Source organism: Priestia sp. HNGD-A6 (genome assembly GCF_045784335.1).
Taxonomy (GTDB): Bacteria; Bacillota; Bacilli; order Bacillales; family Bacillaceae_H; genus Priestia; species Priestia zanthoxyli.
The window spans coordinates 2,296,231-2,312,146 of record NZ_CP138621.1 but is presented as its reverse complement, the minus strand read 5'-3'; the positions used below and the strand labels follow the sequence as shown (position 1 = coordinate 2,312,146).

Sequence of the window (15,916 nt, the reverse complement as noted above, 5' to 3'; positions counted from 1 at the left end):
GTAAGAAGAGATGTCTTTTAGAAGACATCTCTTTTTTTATGCTTAAAATAAACGTTTGAAAAAAATAGGTCGGGGCATACTGAAATTTATAGTAGGAATTAGTTTGTTATATTAGTAATTATTTCTTAATTTATATACAATGTTTGAGTGTCTTAAAAAGCTTAAATTATGTCAGGAGTATAGAAATATGAAATTTTATAAAAAAATAGCATTACTAATAGTGCTGGGTGTGATCGCAGGATTCTCGTATCTAGGCTATCAGGGATTATTTCGGCACGACGATCATTTGAACACGTCTGATCATAATCCTTTATCTTCTTCTAAACAGAAGCAAAATAGCATAGAAGTTGTTGGGAACCCCGAATCCATTTCCGTGCTAGTAAATAAACAAAATCTTCTTCCTGATCACTATGAACCCGCTGACCTTGTATACCCGGACGTTCGGTTTATATTTAAAGAAAAAATTGAAAAGCGACAAATGCGTACAGAAGCAGCAAAAGCGTTAGAAAGAATGTTTTCAGCTGCTGAACGAGAAGGGATTTACCTAGCCGGTGTTTCCGCTTATCGTTCTCAAATTCGCCAGGAATCTCTTTATCAAGCGTACATAAAGCAAGATGGAGAAGCGGCAGCCAGTCATTATAGCGCCCATCCAGGCAGCAGTGAGCATCAGACTGGTTTAAGTATAGATGTATCAAGCAGCACAGGTAAGTGTGCGGCCCAAGATTGTTTTAAAGATACTCCTGAAGCCAAATGGATTGAAAGAAATTCATATAAATATGGATACATTGTTCGCTATCCAGAGGGAAAGCAGCAGATTACAGGTTATAAATATGAGCCGTGGCATATACGATTTGTCGGAAAAGAACTTGCCTCTAAAGTGTATAAAAAAGGAATTACGTTAGAAGAATATTATAATGACTACATGCAAGTTGATAATCCAGTTCAGTAAAAAAGAAGAGTTATATAAACTCTTCTTTTTTTGTATTGCTGGAATATACCCTTACTTTAAAAGTTGGAACGAGGGAAAGATGTAGAGATGAACCACGGGATGCTATATCCTATGCCTTACTAGTAAAAGAGTTAACGCTTATAAATTATAATGAATTTTGTGATAAAGAATACTCATGTTCGTTTTCATTTCCCTTCACATATTCTACAAAAAAGGGAGGTGAAAGAAAATGAGTTTTTACGGAGGTTATGGTTATGGTTATGGATACGGAGCAGGTCACGGAAGTAGCTTTGCGTTAATCGTTGTGCTATTTATTTTACTAATCATCATCGGTGCTTCATGGGCAGGGCACTATTAATAAGGTGTCCATAAATAAACTCCCTTGAAATAATTCAAGGGAGTTATCTATTTTTATCTATAACTAGGTAACTGTAAGTACGAAGTGCTTACATATCCTTTAAAGCCGTTGTATTCTACAAAAGCCCAATCAAATGAAAGCTTGTTATCTTTTGAGTAGCCCCAAGCTAAGAAGCTGACGCTTTTTCCTTTAGGAACAGTTGTTACAACTTTGTTGCTTGTGCTAGGCCCTGTGCGTAAATTAAGGTTAGCAGCTGTATGAACAGTAGTAGGGACTTTCATTAAATAGGAAGTACTGATATATCCGGTGCCGCCAATTATTTTAATGGCAGCCCAGTCTGCATTTACAAACTTGACTACTTCAATTTGATCTTTTTTTCTTAATGTATCAAGAATTTTTCCCTGAGTGCTAGGTTTTGAACGTATATTGAGTACGTTTGCTGTCACTTCATATACGCTGAACGGTGCGTTTATTTTTTCTGCTGCACTTGCTGTTTGCTCGTGAGTGAATGGCAGTGTTCCAGATAGAGATGAAAAAGTAAAGCCAGCTGCTAATGCAAAAACCGATATAGATTTTGTAATTGTCTTCATGCGAATATCCAACTCCTTAGTGAAATAGGTTATATCTTTTTCTATAACACTAAGAATAAAGAATACTTGTTTCTAAATTGTTACCAACATGCATCCTAGTTGTAAATTTACGAAAGGTCTGTAAAAAGGTTTATTTCACAGACCTTTTAATAGCGCTATTGTTACTCATCCTCGGGATCTTCCGTTGATTTATGAAAAGAAAAATATACAAAAATTGATAATACTGTCCCATAAATACTCCACAAAGCTAAAGCAAAAATAAATTCTTTCTGCAGGCAATAAATAATGGTTAAAGCAACTAGTGCAATAAAACTTATTAAAATGGTCTTTTTCATAAGCACCCCGCCTATTTAGTTTAATTACTCTATACGCTTTTTGATCGTGCTTTACCCTATAATTATTCGGTCATTGCGCTAAAGATGAAAGGAAAAAGTTAAACAAAGCCGAACTTATAATAAAAAGAGAGATGCAGGAGGATACGTATGTTAAAACAACATGTACTAGAAGATATACAAAAGCTACAGTCTATTTGCCAACAAGAAGAAAAAATAGAGCTGAAGCTGAATTTTGACATGTTACGAAGTCGAAAACAAAATGAAGTTAACGATTTTTTTTATTATGAAAATAATCAGCTTGTTGGATTTATTGGTCTTTATGGGTTTGGGAATACAGTAGAAATATGCGGAATGGTCGATCCTAGCTATCGCCGAAAAAAGATTTTTTCAAAGCTGTTTTCTCAAGCTTTACATATGTGTAAGAAGCGTGAGTATACAGAGATTTTATTAAATGCTCCTGGCGATTCGATTTCAGGCAGGGAGTTCTTAAAGAAGATTCCATGTTCATTTACTTTTTCAGAATATCAAATGAAGTGGGTGAAAAAAGAATTAGAAGATGATAATCCCTTTGTTACACTTCGCTCTTCCCTATTAGATACCGATATGAAAATGGAAATGCAAGTTGATATGGAATGCTTTGGTATGTCTTTAACAGAAGCAGCTGCTTATTATGAGCAAATGAAAACGGAAGAACAGCAAAATCATTTTATCGTAGAGTACAATAGTCAGGCGGTTGGAAAGTTAAGGGTATCTTATGATAAAAGCGAAGCATGGATTTATGGATTTGGTATTTTACCTTCCTATCAAAAATTAGGAATAGGAAAGGCTGCTTTAAAACAAGTCGTTTTACAGCAGCATCAGCTAGGATATGATGTATTTCTTGAGGTTGAAGCAAAAAACAAACGCGCTTTGCAACTTTACGAAACATGCGGCTTCGATTCATATCACGTGCAGGATTATTACGTATACAGCTTGTAGATAAAAAACACGGAAATCTTAGATTTTCGTGTTTTTTATTTACATATTAGATGATATGTGCATTTTTGAGTAAATAATGAGAAAGTAGAGAAAAAGTGATATGCCCGTTGATAAAAACAGGGAAGGCCATACAAATAAGATCGGAGCACTGCAAGCAAGGATACACGTAAGAATACCTCCAATAAATGCTTTTCTAAATAATTGATAAGCCGTATACCCCAGGCTAATACTGACAAATACATTGATGAGGCTAAGAAAAATAAACGAAAAAAACAAATTATCTCCCCCCTTGTTTTTAATACACAATAAAAAGAAATATTTCACATTTTTAGTGTAGCAAAAAAGAAAAAACAATAAAATTTGGATCCTAAAGATGAAAAAGAAAGCCATCTGTGTTATGTATAGTAAAGTGAATGAGAACGTTAAAAAAGGGAATGAGTTAATAAAGTGATGTAGTAGAAAGAAAGGAGTAAAAGGATGGAATTTGCCCATATCTTTACACTAAGTGTATCTGTTGTAACAGCTATTAATATTTTATTAGCCGGTATTCTTATTTTCATTGAACGAAGAGATATAGGATCTACATGGGCGTGGCTTCTTATTTTATTTTTTATACCAATTGTCGGTTTTATTGTATATCTTTTCTTTGGAAGACAGCTAAAACAGAAAAACTTTTATAAATTGTCATCTGATGAGCGGGAATATTTAAGATCTTCAGTGGAAGAGCAATTAAAAGAACTTAAAGCGACCCATGAATATCGAAATGATTTATTAATCCAACATAATAAACTGCTGTTCACTAATTTAAATTCTTCTAAGTCACTTGTGCGCATCGACAACGAAATTGATATCTTCAGTGACGGTAATCAAAAATTTGAGGCATTGTTTGAGGATATTCGAAATGCTAAAAAAGAAATTAATATTCAATATTATATTATTCAACGAGATAATCTTGGGAAAAAATTAAGAGATGAGCTAACAAAAAAAGCAAAAGGAGGCATAAAGGTTCGCGTTCTTTATGATGAAGTAGGATCTAGAAAAATGACGCCATCATTCTTTAAGGAGCTTATTTCATATGGCGGCGAAGCACAGGCATTTTTCCCTTCAATTCTTCGCTTAATTAATTTTCGGATTAACAATCGAAATCATCGAAAGCTTTGTATTATCGATGGTGAAGTAGCATACATAGGAGGATTTAACGTAGGAGATGAATATTTAGGGTTAGATCCAAAAATGGGTTATTGGAGAGACACTCATTTTCGCATTAAAGGAGAGTCAGTGAACGATATTCAAGGGCGATTCATTTTAGATTGGCATCAAGCAACAAAGCAGCCAATTGAACTGGAACAATTTTTGCATCGTACAGAAACTCATTCTGGAACAGTTCCTGTACAAATTGTAGCAAGCGGTCCCAATTCGACTACCCAGCACCTGAAAAACATGTATATCTCATTGATTATGTCGGCCAAAGAAAGTGTATACCTTCAAACGCCTTACTTTATTCCTGACGCAAGCTTTATGGATGCTTGTAAAATTGCTTTATTATCTGGAGTAGAGATTCATATTATGATTCCAAACAAACCTGATCATCCTTTTGTTTATTGGGCTACGTGGTCTCATGTAGGGGAACTGCTGGCATACGGTGCGAATATTTATCTCTATGAAAAAGGCTTTTTGCATGCTAAAACGATTGTAGTAGATAATGAAGTGTCTTCTGTAGGAACGACGAATATCGATCCGCGAAGTTTCAGCCTTAATTTTGAAGTGAATGCAGTTGTATATGACCAGCCTATTTCCAAAAAGTTGCAGAACCTGTTTCTTGAAGATGTGCAATGCAGTTCAAAATTAACGTTTGAACGATATAAAGAGCGCTCTCTTCTTATAAAATTTAAAGAAGCGGTATCTCGCTTACTGTCACCAATTTTATAATAAAAATCATTGATATCATGAAACAGACTTGAATTTTTAGATTCAGGTCTGTTGTTTTATTGGTTTCTCCTTGTAAGGAGAGCTAGAGATAAAGTTAAAAAGTTTTACCAAAAAATCCAAGGGTATTAATACTATAACAAGCTAAAAAATGATAATACCTAGGAGGAATAGAAAATGACAAAAAATGTAGTAGGTACGTATGATTCAGAAGAGGCCGTTATTACAGCGATTCGAAATTTAAAAACACAGGGATATCCGGACAGTGCACTTTCTGTTTTGACAAACAGTGGTCCGCATCATGAAAATACAGAAGTGATTGAGCGTTCTGCAGGAATCGATGTGCAAACAGTTGATACAGATCAACACTCAAAGCACCATCAATCCTTTATGGAGAAAATAAAAAATGCTTTTACTTCGTCTGAAGAAAAAATGGATCAAGATGTTAATCGAATCGAAAATCAATTAACCGAATATGGTGTACCTGCTGCGGAAGCTTCCTCGTATGTATCTGATCTTAAAAACGGAAAAGTTTTGCTGATGGTAGACGCAGTTGAGCATGATAAACACAATTCAGCTCTAGGACAAACCGTGACACCTGCTGAAAAATCAGCTGACCCAATGAATGAAAAAATGTTATACGGCAATCACGAAAATAAAATAAGGTAATGTTGAAGGAACTAAATAAGATAATAAAAGACTGCGTTCTTAAATAAAAGCTAGTTAACGAAAGGAAGGGGACCGATGAGAAATCTAGAAAAAACGGAATATGAACTTGACTATTTAAAACAGCAGCAAGAAGTTAATCAAGAGCTCATCAAAGTTTCACAGTCTCTTGTCGCTACGTTAAAACAGTATGAAGAAGAACCGACCAATACAGAAGTGTTAGCTGTAATCGCTGATTTAGAAGGTCAGCAAGAACAGCTCAAAGCAAAGACCGAAAAGATATCTGAAGAGCTTGCACATTTATAAAGTGAGATAAAAGAAGTTCCTATAAAAGGAACTTCTTTTTATGTTTTATTATACACAGTCTATTGTGAGAGAAAGAGAATCTTATATAACCGGATGTGAACGTTATGGGGGTAGTGATTTTGTTTTAGATACATATAGATGAGAAGAAACGCGATAAGACATTATATAAAAATGGGAAAAAGGAAGAACGGTCATTCGCTCTTCCTCCAGCCGTATTGCTTATGATAGTGATTTAGAAACGTCCGCCGCCAAGTTGCTGTTCAGCCATTTGCACAAGGCGTTTTGTGATTTCTCCGCCTACTGAGCCGTTTGCGCGTGCAGTTGTGTCAGGACCAAGAGTTACGCCAAATTCGCTAGCGATCTCATACTTCATTTGATCGATTGCTTGTTGAGCACCGTGTACTGCTAATTCGTTGCTGCTCTTATTTCTGCTGTTTGCCATCATAATCAACTCCTTTTATAAGGTTAAGATTATGATTTGATTAATAGATAGTTTTTATACATAAAATAAAAAAATTTTTTCAAGGACTTATAGAATATGCTTATTGGAATATAGTTACAAAGTTTTCCACTAGGTAACGGAAAATAATTATGTGTAGAAAGAGAGAGAGGTCACGTAAAATAGAACACAAGTAAGTAAGCGGTTACATATTATTCGAAATAGAATGAGAATGTTAATATTCCTATTCTATTTATAAAGAATCACTGATGGCACTAATTCAAGAATATGTTGCTAAAAATCCTGATATTGATCCCAATAGAATCTATATCGGAGGAGCATCTAACGGCGGATATATGACTATGCTTATGATTCGTGATTATCCAAACTATTTTGCAGCAGCATTTCCAGTATGTGAAGGACTAAATGATAGATTAATTACGGATCAAGATCTTGAAAAGATGAAAGAAACGCCTATTTGGTTCGTAGCCGCTAAAAATGATACGGTTCTTCCACCAACGATTAACACTCTTCCAACTTATGAACGGTTGGTGAAAAGCCATGCAAATAATGCTTATTTATCACTATTTGAAGATGTGCATGACACCACGGGTTTATACAAAAATAATGATGGTTCGCCCTATCAGTATAACGGGCATTCATCTTGGATATATCTGTATAATAATGAACCCAACGCTAAAATAAATGGAGCTACAACAACCATAATGAAATGGATGAGCAAGCAATCGTTGAACAACAATTAATCATTTATAAAAAAGCTGTTTCAAGTAGAGCAGCTTTTTTATGTCTCTTTTAAAGCTAAAGCATATATCTAAAATAAACGATTGAATACTTTCGTGATAAAATAAGGAAAGAGATCACGAAGAAAGGAACAGTGAAAGTGAAACCAACCATTTACGATGTTGCGAAAAAAGCAGGGGTATCGATAGCCACTGTATCCAAAGTAATCAATCAGACAGGCCGTATTAGTGAAAAAACGATAAAAAAAGTAAATGAAGTAATGATGGAATTAGATTATCAGCCTAGCAGTGTTGCAGCTGCGTTAACTGGGAAAAAGACATACACAATTGGCGTGCTAGTTCCTGACATCTCTAATCCTTTTTTCGCAGAGGTAGCAAGAGCTTTTGAGAATAGTGCCAGAGCAGCGGGATACACGCTTTTTTTATGCAGTACGGATCATCAAACAGAACGTGAGCATGAATACATAGATCTTTTATTCAAAAAGCAAGTAGATGGAATTATTATCGCAACCGAACTAAATGATACGAAGCTCGTAAAGAAAATTGTGAAGCATGATGTACCACTTGTATTGTTTTCAGTTGATCATCCTTCTATCTCAACGCATGTAGTGACAATTGATAACGTTCGCGGAGGATATATCGCAGGTACGTATTTAATAGAAAAAGGTCATCAATCGGTAACGATTATCACTGAAAAAGATAGAAAAAGCAGTGAGGGGCGATTAGCAGGATTTAAACAAGCGCTCACAGAGGCAAATTTATCACTAGAAAATCAGTCCATTATCAGCTGTTATTCAACAGTAGAAGATAGCAGAAGAGCAAGTAAACAGCTGCTTTCTTTGCCTAATAGGCCGACAGCAGTCTTTGCATGTACGGACTTAATTGGAATATCCCTCATAAATGAGGCAAGAAAGCAGGGGCTTTCAATTCCAGGAGATCTGTCGGTAATTGGATTTGATAATACAATTTATGCCGATATTGCTGAGCCTGGTTTGACAACGATTGAACAACCTATTTCGCAGATGGCAACTAGTACGTTCGAACAGCTGTTAAAGTCTATGAAAAAAGAAGAGCATGCAAAGCAGCGAATAACAATTATTCCAGAACTAGTAGAACGTGCGTCGGTAAAAAAGCTATAAAACAGAGAAAAGAAAAAGCTGCATGTGCCCAGGCACATGCAGCTTTTTTACTTAATAATATTTATAGAGAGACCGGATTTTTGACTTCGTTTATTGTTTCGCCTTTGACTGTTGTTTCTGTTGGAATTGTAAGGAAACCCGTTAAAAAAGCTCCAAAGAAATATAGGCAAGCAAAGATCCAGATTACGCCGCCCGTGCCTAAAAGACCTATGAAAATAGTTACAATTAAAGGGCCTACAAAAGCAGAAAGTCCAGATCCTAAATTCAATACGGACATCGCAGCTCCTTTATTCTCCGGAGCTAAGGAAGGCACTAACGCTGTAAGAGGGACATATCCTGCCAGTGTTGCACCGTAACAGCATGCGACAATCATCATTACCCAATAATTATGTCCTACGAATTGAGGTACATAGTAAAGAGCGAGTGTTACAATTCCGCATCCTACTCCACCAAACCATTTGATTGTATTTACCCAGCCAAATTTATCTCCAACAATACCAAAAATAATATTAAAAGCCATATTCACAAAAAACAGAGTGCCCCAGATTTGAAGCCATTCGCTCATTGTGAAATCGTGTTTCATCATATAGGTTGGCAAGAAGACAACAAATCCAAATTGAGCAGCGGAGTTAATAATCTTTACAACTCCACCGATTCCTACTTTAGGGTTCTCAAATGCAATTGTAATCCCTTTCATTAATTCTTTTGTTTTGTTATCGCTTACTTTTTGAACGGTAAATCTGTCTTTATTCATGATAATTGAAAAGATTCCGCCGATCAAAACAAAAAGTAAACCACTCCACAAGGTAGCAATTTCGCCGATTTTAGGAACCATGTAACTGGAATAAAAAGCTCCGATTACGCTTAAACCAAGCTGGAAGACAAACCAAAACCACCCTACTGCTTTTGAAAGCATTTCCTGGGGCGTGCGGTAAGACACCCAGACCAAGAATGAGTAAGCAAATAAAGGGTAGCCAAATCCTCTAAGAGCATAACAAATTAATATAATTGTGTAATTCATAATATGAAGTCCTATACCTATAAATCCAATTGAACCAATAATAAAGGATATCAAGCCGAATGCCATTGCTTTTCTAGGACCCCACAGCTGAACCAGTACGCCGGAGAACCAGGAAGAAATAGAGACCGTAATACCGTAAACGGTAAAAAGTAAAGCAGCATGTTCAATGGTTAAACCTCTTTCTACAAGATAAGGAGATAACCATCCTTGTTCTAAGCCATCGCCAATCATAAAAACAATAATACCTATGTATCCCCACGTTAAATGAGAAGGGATCCCAATCCTGTCAAGAGCTGTTTTTCTGGAAATAAATTCATTCATTTTTCCACACCACCAGATCGATTATTTTGTTGAAAACATCAAACTAATTTGGTTAAGCGCTTAATCTATTTGATAAAAAGTATACGCTTACATTTTTTAAACGTCAATTAAAATTTTAAATATATCTAATTTTCAATTAAATGATTTCGACAGTGGAAATAATAGTAGATAAGATTATAATAACTTTCCCTTATTATAAGAATACTTAAATATAGAGAATTCCCTTAATTTTAAGCATAAATAGATAAAAATAAGGTTTTTCATACTGTACAATCAGATGAATAAAAAACAAATATTCTAAATAATCTATAAAAAATGTTGCATTTCAAAAAACAGTATGTATAATTGGAAATAGGAAAGCGCTTAACCTAAAAATAGGTTTGAGCGAATGTTTTCTTAACTTTTAATTAAAGGGGAAAATAAGATGGGGATTCTTACAATTGGAATAATTGGTGCTGGACGAATAGGTAAATTACATGTTGATAATTTAAAATTAATGCCGCAAATAAAAATTAAAGCGGTTTCAGACGTAGTGGTAGATCATTTGCACGAGTGGGCTGCAAGTAAAGGAATTTCAACGTTAACAACAAATTATCAAGATTTATTAGCAGATTCAGAAATTGATGCCGTTTTCATTTGTTCGCCAACGAATACGCACGCATCGATTATTGAAGAAGCTGCTCGAGCGAAAAAGCATATTTTCTGTGAAAAGCCCGTTAGTTTTTCAGTAGAAGAAACAATCCAAGCGTTAGAAGTAGTAAAAGAACACGGCGTACAGCTTCAAGTTGGCTTTAACCGACGATTTGATCCCAACTTTAAAAAAGTGCATGATCTTGTACGGCAAGGAGAAGTAGGACAGCCGCACATTTTAAAAATCACCTCCAGAGATCCTCAGCCTCCGAGTCCAGAATACGTCCGCGCTTCAGGAGGATTGTTCATGGATATGATGATTCATGATTTTGATATGGCTCGTTATGTAATGGACAGTGAAGTAATTGAAGTATCGGCTTACGGGACGACGCTCATCGATCCTGCTATTGAAGAAGCAGGGGATATAGATACGGCAATTGTGTCATTAAAATTTGCAAACGGAGCTTTAGGCGTGATTGATAACAGTCGTCAAGCTGTCTACGGTTACGACCAGCGCCTTGAAGTTTTTGGTGAAAAAGGTTCCGCTACTGCTGATAATTGCCGTCCAACTACAGTAGAAATATCAACAGGCGAAAGTGTAGTGAAAGAGAAGCCGCTATATTTCTTCCTTGAACGCTATACACAAGCATATATAGATGAAGTAACACAGTTTGCAAGAGCAATTATGGAAAATCAAAGCGTAATTTGTACAGGTAACGATGGATTACAGGCAGAACGAATTGCTAAAGCAGCAAAAAAATCTTTACTATCAGGGCAGCCAGTGAAGATTGAACATAAAAAATACGCAGTGAATTAATGATAGAAATGTGGGCTGAAAGAGAATATCTTGCTCTTTTCGCCTTTTTAGGAAAGCGCTTAACTAAGGAGGAGTAAAGATGAATCCGCTTGTTTTTAAAGAAAATCGTGAGTTAGATTTTATCGCTATCGGTCGCTTATGTATTGATTTAAATGCAAATGAAACACAGCGTCCAATGGAAGAGACTAAAACATTCACTAAATATGTAGGAGGCTCTCCAGCTAATATTGCGATTGGAGCAGCAAGGCTAGGCTTAAAAACCGGTTTTATCGGAAAAGTATCAGATGATCAAATGGGCCGCTTCATTACTGGGTATCTTCAAAAAAATAAGATTAATACAGATAGTATTGCTGTCGATAAAACAGGGGCTGTAACGGGGCTTGCTTTTACGGAAATCAAGAGCCCTACAGATTGCAGCATCTTAATGTATCGAGATAACGTAGCGGATTTAAAACTAGATCCTACAGAAGTATCAGAAGAATATATTAAGAAGTCAAAGGCTCTTTTAATATCTGGAACCGCTCTTGCACAAAGTCCTTCTCGTGAAGCTGTATTTCTAGCATTAGAATACGCACGCAAGCATGAAGTTGTAGTGTTTTTTGATATTGACTATCGTCCATATACATGGGAATCGGAAGCTGAAACGGCAGTCTATTTTAATTTAGCTGCTGAAAAATCAGATGTGATTATTGGTACGCGAGAAGAGTTTGACATGATGGAAAAACTTTTAAATTATGAAGAATCTAATGATCAAGTAACAGCAGAGCGCTGGTTTTCTCACCATGCTCAAATCGTCGTGATTAAGCATGGTGGAGAAGGATCTATTGCCTATACAAGAGATAGTAAGTCTCACCGTGGAGGAATATTTAAAACAAAAGTTCTGAAAACGTTTGGTGCTGGTGATTCCTATGCTTCAGCCTTTATTTATGGATTGATGCAAGGACTGGAAATTCCACAGGCAATGCGATTGGGGGGTGCCTCCGCTTCGATTGTCATTTCAAGACACAGCTGTTCAGATGCTATGCCGACAAGCGTTGAGCTCTTCAACTTTATGGAGACAGCAACTGAAGTTTTGCAGGAAGCCTAATAAACAAAGGGAAAATCTTGAGAGATTAAAGGAATAGAAGCTTATTAAAATCAGATAAAGGGAGAGATATTCTATGACGCAAACAGCAGTAAAAACAGTAAAAAACTATATTGGTGGACAATGGATTGAATCAGCTGCATCAAAAACGGAACCTGTGTATAACCCAGCAACAGGTGAATTAATCGCACAGGTACCTCTTTCTACAAAAGAAGACGTAGATCAAGCGGTGCAAGCAGCAAATGAAGCGTTCAAAGGGTGGGCAAAAACAGCTGTGCCTAAACGTGCACGAATTTTATTCAAGTATCAGCAGCTATTAGTAGATAACTGGGATGAATTAGCAAAGTTAGTGACAGTTGAAAACGGAAAAAGCTTTAACGAAGCGCGAGGTGAAGTGCAGCGTGGAATTGAATGCGTAGAATTCGCGGCAGGAGCTCCTACGTTAATGATGGGGAAACAGCTTCCTGATATTGCAACAGATATTGAGTCTGGCATGTACCGTTATCCAATTGGCGTCATTGGAGGAATTACACCGTTCAATTTTCCAATGATGGTTCCTTGCTGGATGTTCCCGCTTGCGATTGCTTGCGGCAATACATTTGTGTTAAAGCCTTCTGAGCGTACGCCGCTGTTAGCTGCAAGATTAGCTGAGCTGTTTGAAGAAGCAGGTTTGCCAAAAGGTGTATTAAATATTGTAAACGGCGCGCATGATGTGGTAAACGGTCTTCTTGAACATAAATTAGTGAAAGCTATTTCGTTTGTAGGTTCCCAGCCTGTAGCTGAGTACGTGTACAAAAAAGGTACGGAAAACTTAAAGCGTGTTCAAGCTTTAGCCGGTGCTAAAAACCATTCAATTGTATTAAATGATGCAGATTTGAACGTAGCAACAAAACAAATTATCGGAGCCGCTTTTGGTTCAGCAGGTGAACGCTGTATGGCAGCATCTGTTGTTACTGTACAAGAAGAAATTGCGGATCAGCTAATTGAAAGATTAGTAGAGGAAGCAAATGATATTGTAATTGGCGACGGCTTAGAAGAAAACGTCTTCTTAGGACCAGTCATTCGTGAAAATCATAAAGAGCGTACGCTCAGCTATATTGAATCAGGCGTGCAAGAAGGAGCGGAGCTTATTCGTGACGGTCGCACAGATGCAGCAGTAACTGGCAAGGGCTACTTTGTCGGACCAACGATTTTTGATCATGTTACGCAAGAAATGAAAATTTGGCAAGATGAAATTTTTGCACCTGTGCTGTCTATTGTACGTGTGAAAACATTAGAAGAAGCTATTGAAGTAGCTAATAACTCTCGATTTGCAAACGGTGCTTGTATTTATACAGATAGCGGCGCAAGCGTACGTGAGTTCCGTGAAAATATTGAATCTGGTATGTTAGGAGTAAATGTAGGGGTACCGGCACCTATGGCATTCTTCCCATTCTCTGGCTGGAAAGATTCTTTTTACGGTGATCTTCATGCAAATGGTACGGACGGCGTGGAGTTTTATACAAGAAAGAAAATGGTAACAACGCGCTGGTAAGTGATTCATTAAAAATCGCATTCCATTTTAAAAGGAGGTATCAGGAATTAAAGATATTCCTTATGCTTCCTTTTTTAAAATCGCAATCTAGTATTAGAAGGGAGAAAGAAGCATGGAAACAGTTAGAATGACGACGGCACAAGCATTAGTGAAGTTTTTAAATCAGCAGTATGTTGAATTTGATGGAAAGCAGCATCAGTTTATTAAAGGGATTTTTACAATTTTCGGGCACGGAAATGTAGTAGGTCTTGGGCAAGCTTTGGAAGAAGAACCAGGAAATCTAGATGTATATCAAGGACGTAATGAACAAGGAATGGCCAATGCAGCGATGGCTTTTGCAAAACAAAAACATCGAAAGCAGATTATGGCTTGCACATCTTCAGTAGGACCAGGTTCGGCAAATATGGTTACAACGGCAGCAACAGCTTCAGCTAATAACATTCCAGTTTTGTTGCTTCCCGGCGATGTATTTGCAACTAGACAGCCTGATCCTGTTTTGCAGCAAATTGAACAGTCATATGATTTATCTATTTCTACAAACGATGCTTTCCGTCCAGTGAGTAAGTACTGGGATCGCGTAAGCCGCCCTGAACAATTGATGACAGCTATGATTAATGCGATACGTGTGTTAACGAATCCTGCAGATACGGGAGCTGTAACTATTTGTTTGCCTCAAGATGTGCAGGGAGAAGCATGGGACTTTCCAGCTTATTTCTTCCAAAAGCGCGTTCACCGCATTGAGCGTCGCCTTCCGACTAGGGACAGTCTAGCAGATGCAATTCAAGCAATAAAAACAAAGAAAAAGCCAATCATCATTTGCGGAGGAGGCGTTCGGTATTCAGAAGCTGCAAAAGAGTTAAAACAATTTGCTAGTGAGTTCCATATTCCATTTGGAGAAACTCAAGCTGGGAAAAGTGCCGTTGAAAGCGACTATCGCTATAATCTTGGCGGAATAGGTGTAACAGGAAACTCAGCTGCTAATACAATCGCTAAAGATGCGGATTTAGTAATTGGAGTAGGCACTCGATTTACTGATTTTACAACAGCATCTAAACAGCTTTTTCAACATCCCGACGTGCAATTTCTTACTATTAACACGTCTGAATTTCATGCAAATAAACTGGATGCCGTGAAGCTTGTAGCTGATGCAAAAGAAGGGTTGTTTGCTCTTAGGAAAGAGCTCATGTCAATTGGCTATCAGTCTGGTTACACGACAGAAATTGCAAGTGCAAAAGACGCATGGGAAGCAGAATTAGAGCGTCTACATAGCATACGTTTTACAGGGGCAGATTTTATTCCAGAAATAAAAGGTCATTTAGATGAAAGCTTAGCTGAATATGCAGAATCACTTGGTACTCAATTAACGCAAACAGAAGTAATTGGAGAGGTGAATAAGCTCCTTGATGACAACTCCGTCATTGTTGGTGCAGCTGGAAGTCTTCCAGGTGACTTACAGAGAATGTGGAAGTCTAATAAACCCAATACCTATCATATGGAATATGGATATTCATGTATGGGATATGAAGTATCAGGTGCACTTGGAGTTAAGCTGGCTGAACCAGCTAAAGAAGTGTATGCGATGGTTGGAGATGGAAGCTATCAAATGCTGCATTCAGAGCTCATTACAAGCCTTCAAGAAAGAAAAAAGATAAATATTTTACTGTTTGATAACTCCGGATTTGGATGTATTAATAATCTTCAAATGTCAAATGGAATGGGGAGTTTTGGAACAGAGTTTCGCTATCGAAACGATGAAACAGGAAAATTAAACGGAAACGTGATGAAAATTGATTTTGCAGCCAGCGCCGCAGGCTACGGTGTAAAAACATATCGTGTAAGCTCTCTTGAAGAACTAAAAACGGCAATGAAAGATGCACAAAAACAAGAGACTTCTACATTAATTGATATTAAAGTGCTACCCAAAACTATGACAAACGGTTATGAATCGTGGTGGCATGTAGGAGTAGCAGAGGTATCTGAAAATCACCAAGTACAAGAAGCCTATAAGGATAAAGTGAAAAATCTTGAAATGGCCAGAGGTTATTAACAAGCAAGAGAAATG

16 protein-coding genes are annotated in these 15,916 nt (G+C 37.0%); 12 read left to right on the top strand and 4 right to left on the bottom strand.

Annotated elements, in window-relative coordinates; all coding sequences use genetic code 11:
* The first annotated feature begins 187 nt into the window (after positions 1 to 187).
* Both SCI76_RS11650 and SCI76_RS11645 read left to right on the top strand, forming a co-directional pair.
* Entirely contained in the window at positions 188 to 949 is a 762-nt protein-coding gene (locus tag SCI76_RS11650) for a D-alanyl-D-alanine carboxypeptidase family protein (RefSeq protein WP_048020667.1), read from the top strand.
* A gap of 229 nt (positions 950 to 1,178) precedes the next feature.
* Positions 1,179 to 1,307: a YjcZ family sporulation protein gene (locus tag SCI76_RS11645; RefSeq protein ID WP_013055210.1), complete on the top strand. Its 129-nt coding sequence runs from the start codon at positions 1,179 to 1,181 to the stop codon at positions 1,305 to 1,307.
* A 53-nt stretch (positions 1,308 to 1,360) separates the two neighbouring features.
* Here the strand turns inward: SCI76_RS11645 and SCI76_RS11640 are convergent, their stop codons facing one another.
* Positions 1,361 to 1,897 (bottom strand): SH3 domain-containing protein, encoded by a 537-nt coding sequence (locus SCI76_RS11640; RefSeq protein ID WP_033580693.1) that lies wholly within the window; start codon positions 1,895 to 1,897, stop codon positions 1,361 to 1,363.
* Between the two features lie 161 nt (positions 1,898 to 2,058).
* Complete coding sequence (locus SCI76_RS11635) at positions 2,059 to 2,232, bottom strand: hypothetical protein (RefSeq protein WP_328173920.1); 174 nt, start codon at positions 2,230 to 2,232, stop codon at positions 2,059 to 2,061.
* Positions 2,233 to 2,379: 147 nt separating this feature from the next.
* Here SCI76_RS11635 and SCI76_RS11630 point away from each other — a divergent pair, with 147 nt between their 5' ends.
* From SCI76_RS11630 to SCI76_RS11615, 4 genes are all read left to right on the top strand, one after another.
* Positions 2,380 to 3,210, top strand: a complete 831-nt coding sequence (locus SCI76_RS11630) for a GNAT family N-acetyltransferase (RefSeq protein ID WP_034268110.1) — start codon at positions 2,380 to 2,382, stop codon at positions 3,208 to 3,210.
* A 477-nt stretch (positions 3,211 to 3,687) separates the two neighbouring features.
* Complete coding sequence (gene cls / locus SCI76_RS11625; protein WP_407545213.1) at positions 3,688 to 5,139, top strand: cardiolipin synthase; 1,452 nt, start codon at positions 3,688 to 3,690, stop codon at positions 5,137 to 5,139.
* A gap of 174 nt (positions 5,140 to 5,313) precedes the next feature.
* A complete protein-coding gene (locus tag SCI76_RS11620) occupies positions 5,314 to 5,805 on the top strand; it encodes a general stress protein (RefSeq protein ID WP_047751706.1) in 492 nt (163 codons plus the stop codon).
* A 75-nt stretch (positions 5,806 to 5,880) separates the two neighbouring features.
* Positions 5,881 to 6,108: a hypothetical protein gene (locus SCI76_RS11615; RefSeq protein WP_028414355.1), complete on the top strand. Its 228-nt coding sequence runs from the start codon at positions 5,881 to 5,883 to the stop codon at positions 6,106 to 6,108.
* 232 nt (positions 6,109 to 6,340) lie between these two features.
* Here SCI76_RS11615 and SCI76_RS11610 read toward each other — a convergent pair whose 3' ends face one another.
* A complete protein-coding gene (locus SCI76_RS11610) occupies positions 6,341 to 6,550 on the bottom strand; it encodes an alpha/beta-type small acid-soluble spore protein (protein ID WP_016762907.1) in 210 nt (69 codons plus the stop codon).
* 266 nt (positions 6,551 to 6,816) lie between these two features.
* On the opposite strand from SCI76_RS11610, the gene SCI76_RS11605 reads away from it, so the two are divergent.
* Together SCI76_RS11605 and SCI76_RS11600 are read left to right on the top strand one after the other, a co-directional pair.
* The gene (locus tag SCI76_RS11605) at positions 6,817 to 7,311 is read left to right on the top strand and encodes a prolyl oligopeptidase family serine peptidase (protein WP_231099221.1); all 495 of its coding nucleotides are present in this window, start codon (positions 6,817 to 6,819) and stop codon (positions 7,309 to 7,311) included.
* Positions 7,312 to 7,448: 137 nt separating this feature from the next.
* Entirely contained in the window at positions 7,449 to 8,447 is a 999-nt protein-coding gene (locus SCI76_RS11600; RefSeq protein ID WP_028414353.1) for a LacI family DNA-binding transcriptional regulator, read from the top strand.
* A gap of 61 nt (positions 8,448 to 8,508) precedes the next feature.
* Here the strand turns inward: SCI76_RS11600 and SCI76_RS11595 are convergent, their stop codons facing one another.
* Entirely contained in the window at positions 8,509 to 9,789 is a 1,281-nt protein-coding gene (locus SCI76_RS11595; RefSeq protein WP_033580688.1) for an MFS transporter, read from the bottom strand.
* Positions 9,790 to 10,213: 424 nt separating this feature from the next.
* Between SCI76_RS11595 and iolG the strand changes: the two genes are divergently transcribed.
* The 4 genes from iolG to iolD all read left to right on the top strand — a co-directional run bounded on the left by iolG (position 10,214) and on the right by iolD (position 15,901).
* Positions 10,214 to 11,236 carry an inositol 2-dehydrogenase gene (gene iolG / locus SCI76_RS11590; RefSeq protein ID WP_407545212.1) on the top strand — a complete coding sequence of 341 codons (1,023 nt, stop codon included), beginning with the start codon at positions 10,214 to 10,216 and terminating at the stop codon, positions 11,234 to 11,236.
* Between the two features lie 79 nt (positions 11,237 to 11,315).
* A complete protein-coding gene (gene iolC / locus SCI76_RS11585) occupies positions 11,316 to 12,323 on the top strand; it encodes a 5-dehydro-2-deoxygluconokinase (RefSeq protein ID WP_063247693.1) in 1,008 nt (335 codons plus the stop codon).
* Between the two features lie 73 nt (positions 12,324 to 12,396).
* Positions 12,397 to 13,854, top strand: a complete 1,458-nt coding sequence (locus SCI76_RS11580; protein ID WP_407545211.1) for a CoA-acylating methylmalonate-semialdehyde dehydrogenase — start codon at positions 12,397 to 12,399, stop codon at positions 13,852 to 13,854.
* A gap of 112 nt (positions 13,855 to 13,966) precedes the next feature.
* Positions 13,967 to 15,901 (top strand): 3D-(3,5/4)-trihydroxycyclohexane-1,2-dione acylhydrolase (decyclizing), encoded by a 1,935-nt coding sequence (gene iolD, locus SCI76_RS11575; protein WP_063247694.1) that lies wholly within the window; start codon positions 13,967 to 13,969, stop codon positions 15,899 to 15,901.
* Positions 15,902 to 15,916 lie beyond the last annotated feature (15 nt).

Coding starts and splice junctions, on each gene's coding strand:
- SCI76_RS11650 (WP_048020667.1), top strand. CDS start 188: ATGAAATTTTATAAAAAAATAGCATTACTAATAGTGCTGGGTGTGATC.
- SCI76_RS11595 (WP_033580688.1), bottom strand. CDS start 9,789: ATGAATGAATTTATTTCCAGAAAAACAGCTCTTGACAGGATTGGGATC.
- cls (WP_407545213.1), top strand. CDS start 3,688: ATGGAATTTGCCCATATCTTTACACTAAGTGTATCTGTTGTAACAGCT.
- SCI76_RS11645 (WP_013055210.1), top strand. CDS start 1,179: ATGAGTTTTTACGGAGGTTATGGTTATGGTTATGGATACGGAGCAGGT.
- SCI76_RS11580 (WP_407545211.1), top strand. CDS start 12,397: ATGACGCAAACAGCAGTAAAAACAGTAAAAAACTATATTGGTGGACAA.
- SCI76_RS11630 (WP_034268110.1), top strand. CDS start 2,380: ATGTTAAAACAACATGTACTAGAAGATATACAAAAGCTACAGTCTATT.
- iolC (WP_063247693.1), top strand. CDS start 11,316: ATGAATCCGCTTGTTTTTAAAGAAAATCGTGAGTTAGATTTTATCGCT.
- SCI76_RS11610 (WP_016762907.1), bottom strand. CDS start 6,550: ATGGCAAACAGCAGAAATAAGAGCAGCAACGAATTAGCAGTACACGGT.
- SCI76_RS11605 (WP_231099221.1), top strand. CDS start 6,817: ATGGCACTAATTCAAGAATATGTTGCTAAAAATCCTGATATTGATCCC.
- SCI76_RS11620 (WP_047751706.1), top strand. CDS start 5,314: ATGACAAAAAATGTAGTAGGTACGTATGATTCAGAAGAGGCCGTTATT.
- SCI76_RS11615 (WP_028414355.1), top strand. CDS start 5,881: ATGAGAAATCTAGAAAAAACGGAATATGAACTTGACTATTTAAAACAG.
- iolG (WP_407545212.1), top strand. CDS start 10,214: ATGGGGATTCTTACAATTGGAATAATTGGTGCTGGACGAATAGGTAAA.
- SCI76_RS11635 (WP_328173920.1), bottom strand. CDS start 2,232: ATGAAAAAGACCATTTTAATAAGTTTTATTGCACTAGTTGCTTTAACC.
- iolD (WP_063247694.1), top strand. CDS start 13,967: ATGGAAACAGTTAGAATGACGACGGCACAAGCATTAGTGAAGTTTTTA.
- SCI76_RS11640 (WP_033580693.1), bottom strand. CDS start 1,897: ATGAAGACAATTACAAAATCTATATCGGTTTTTGCATTAGCAGCTGGC.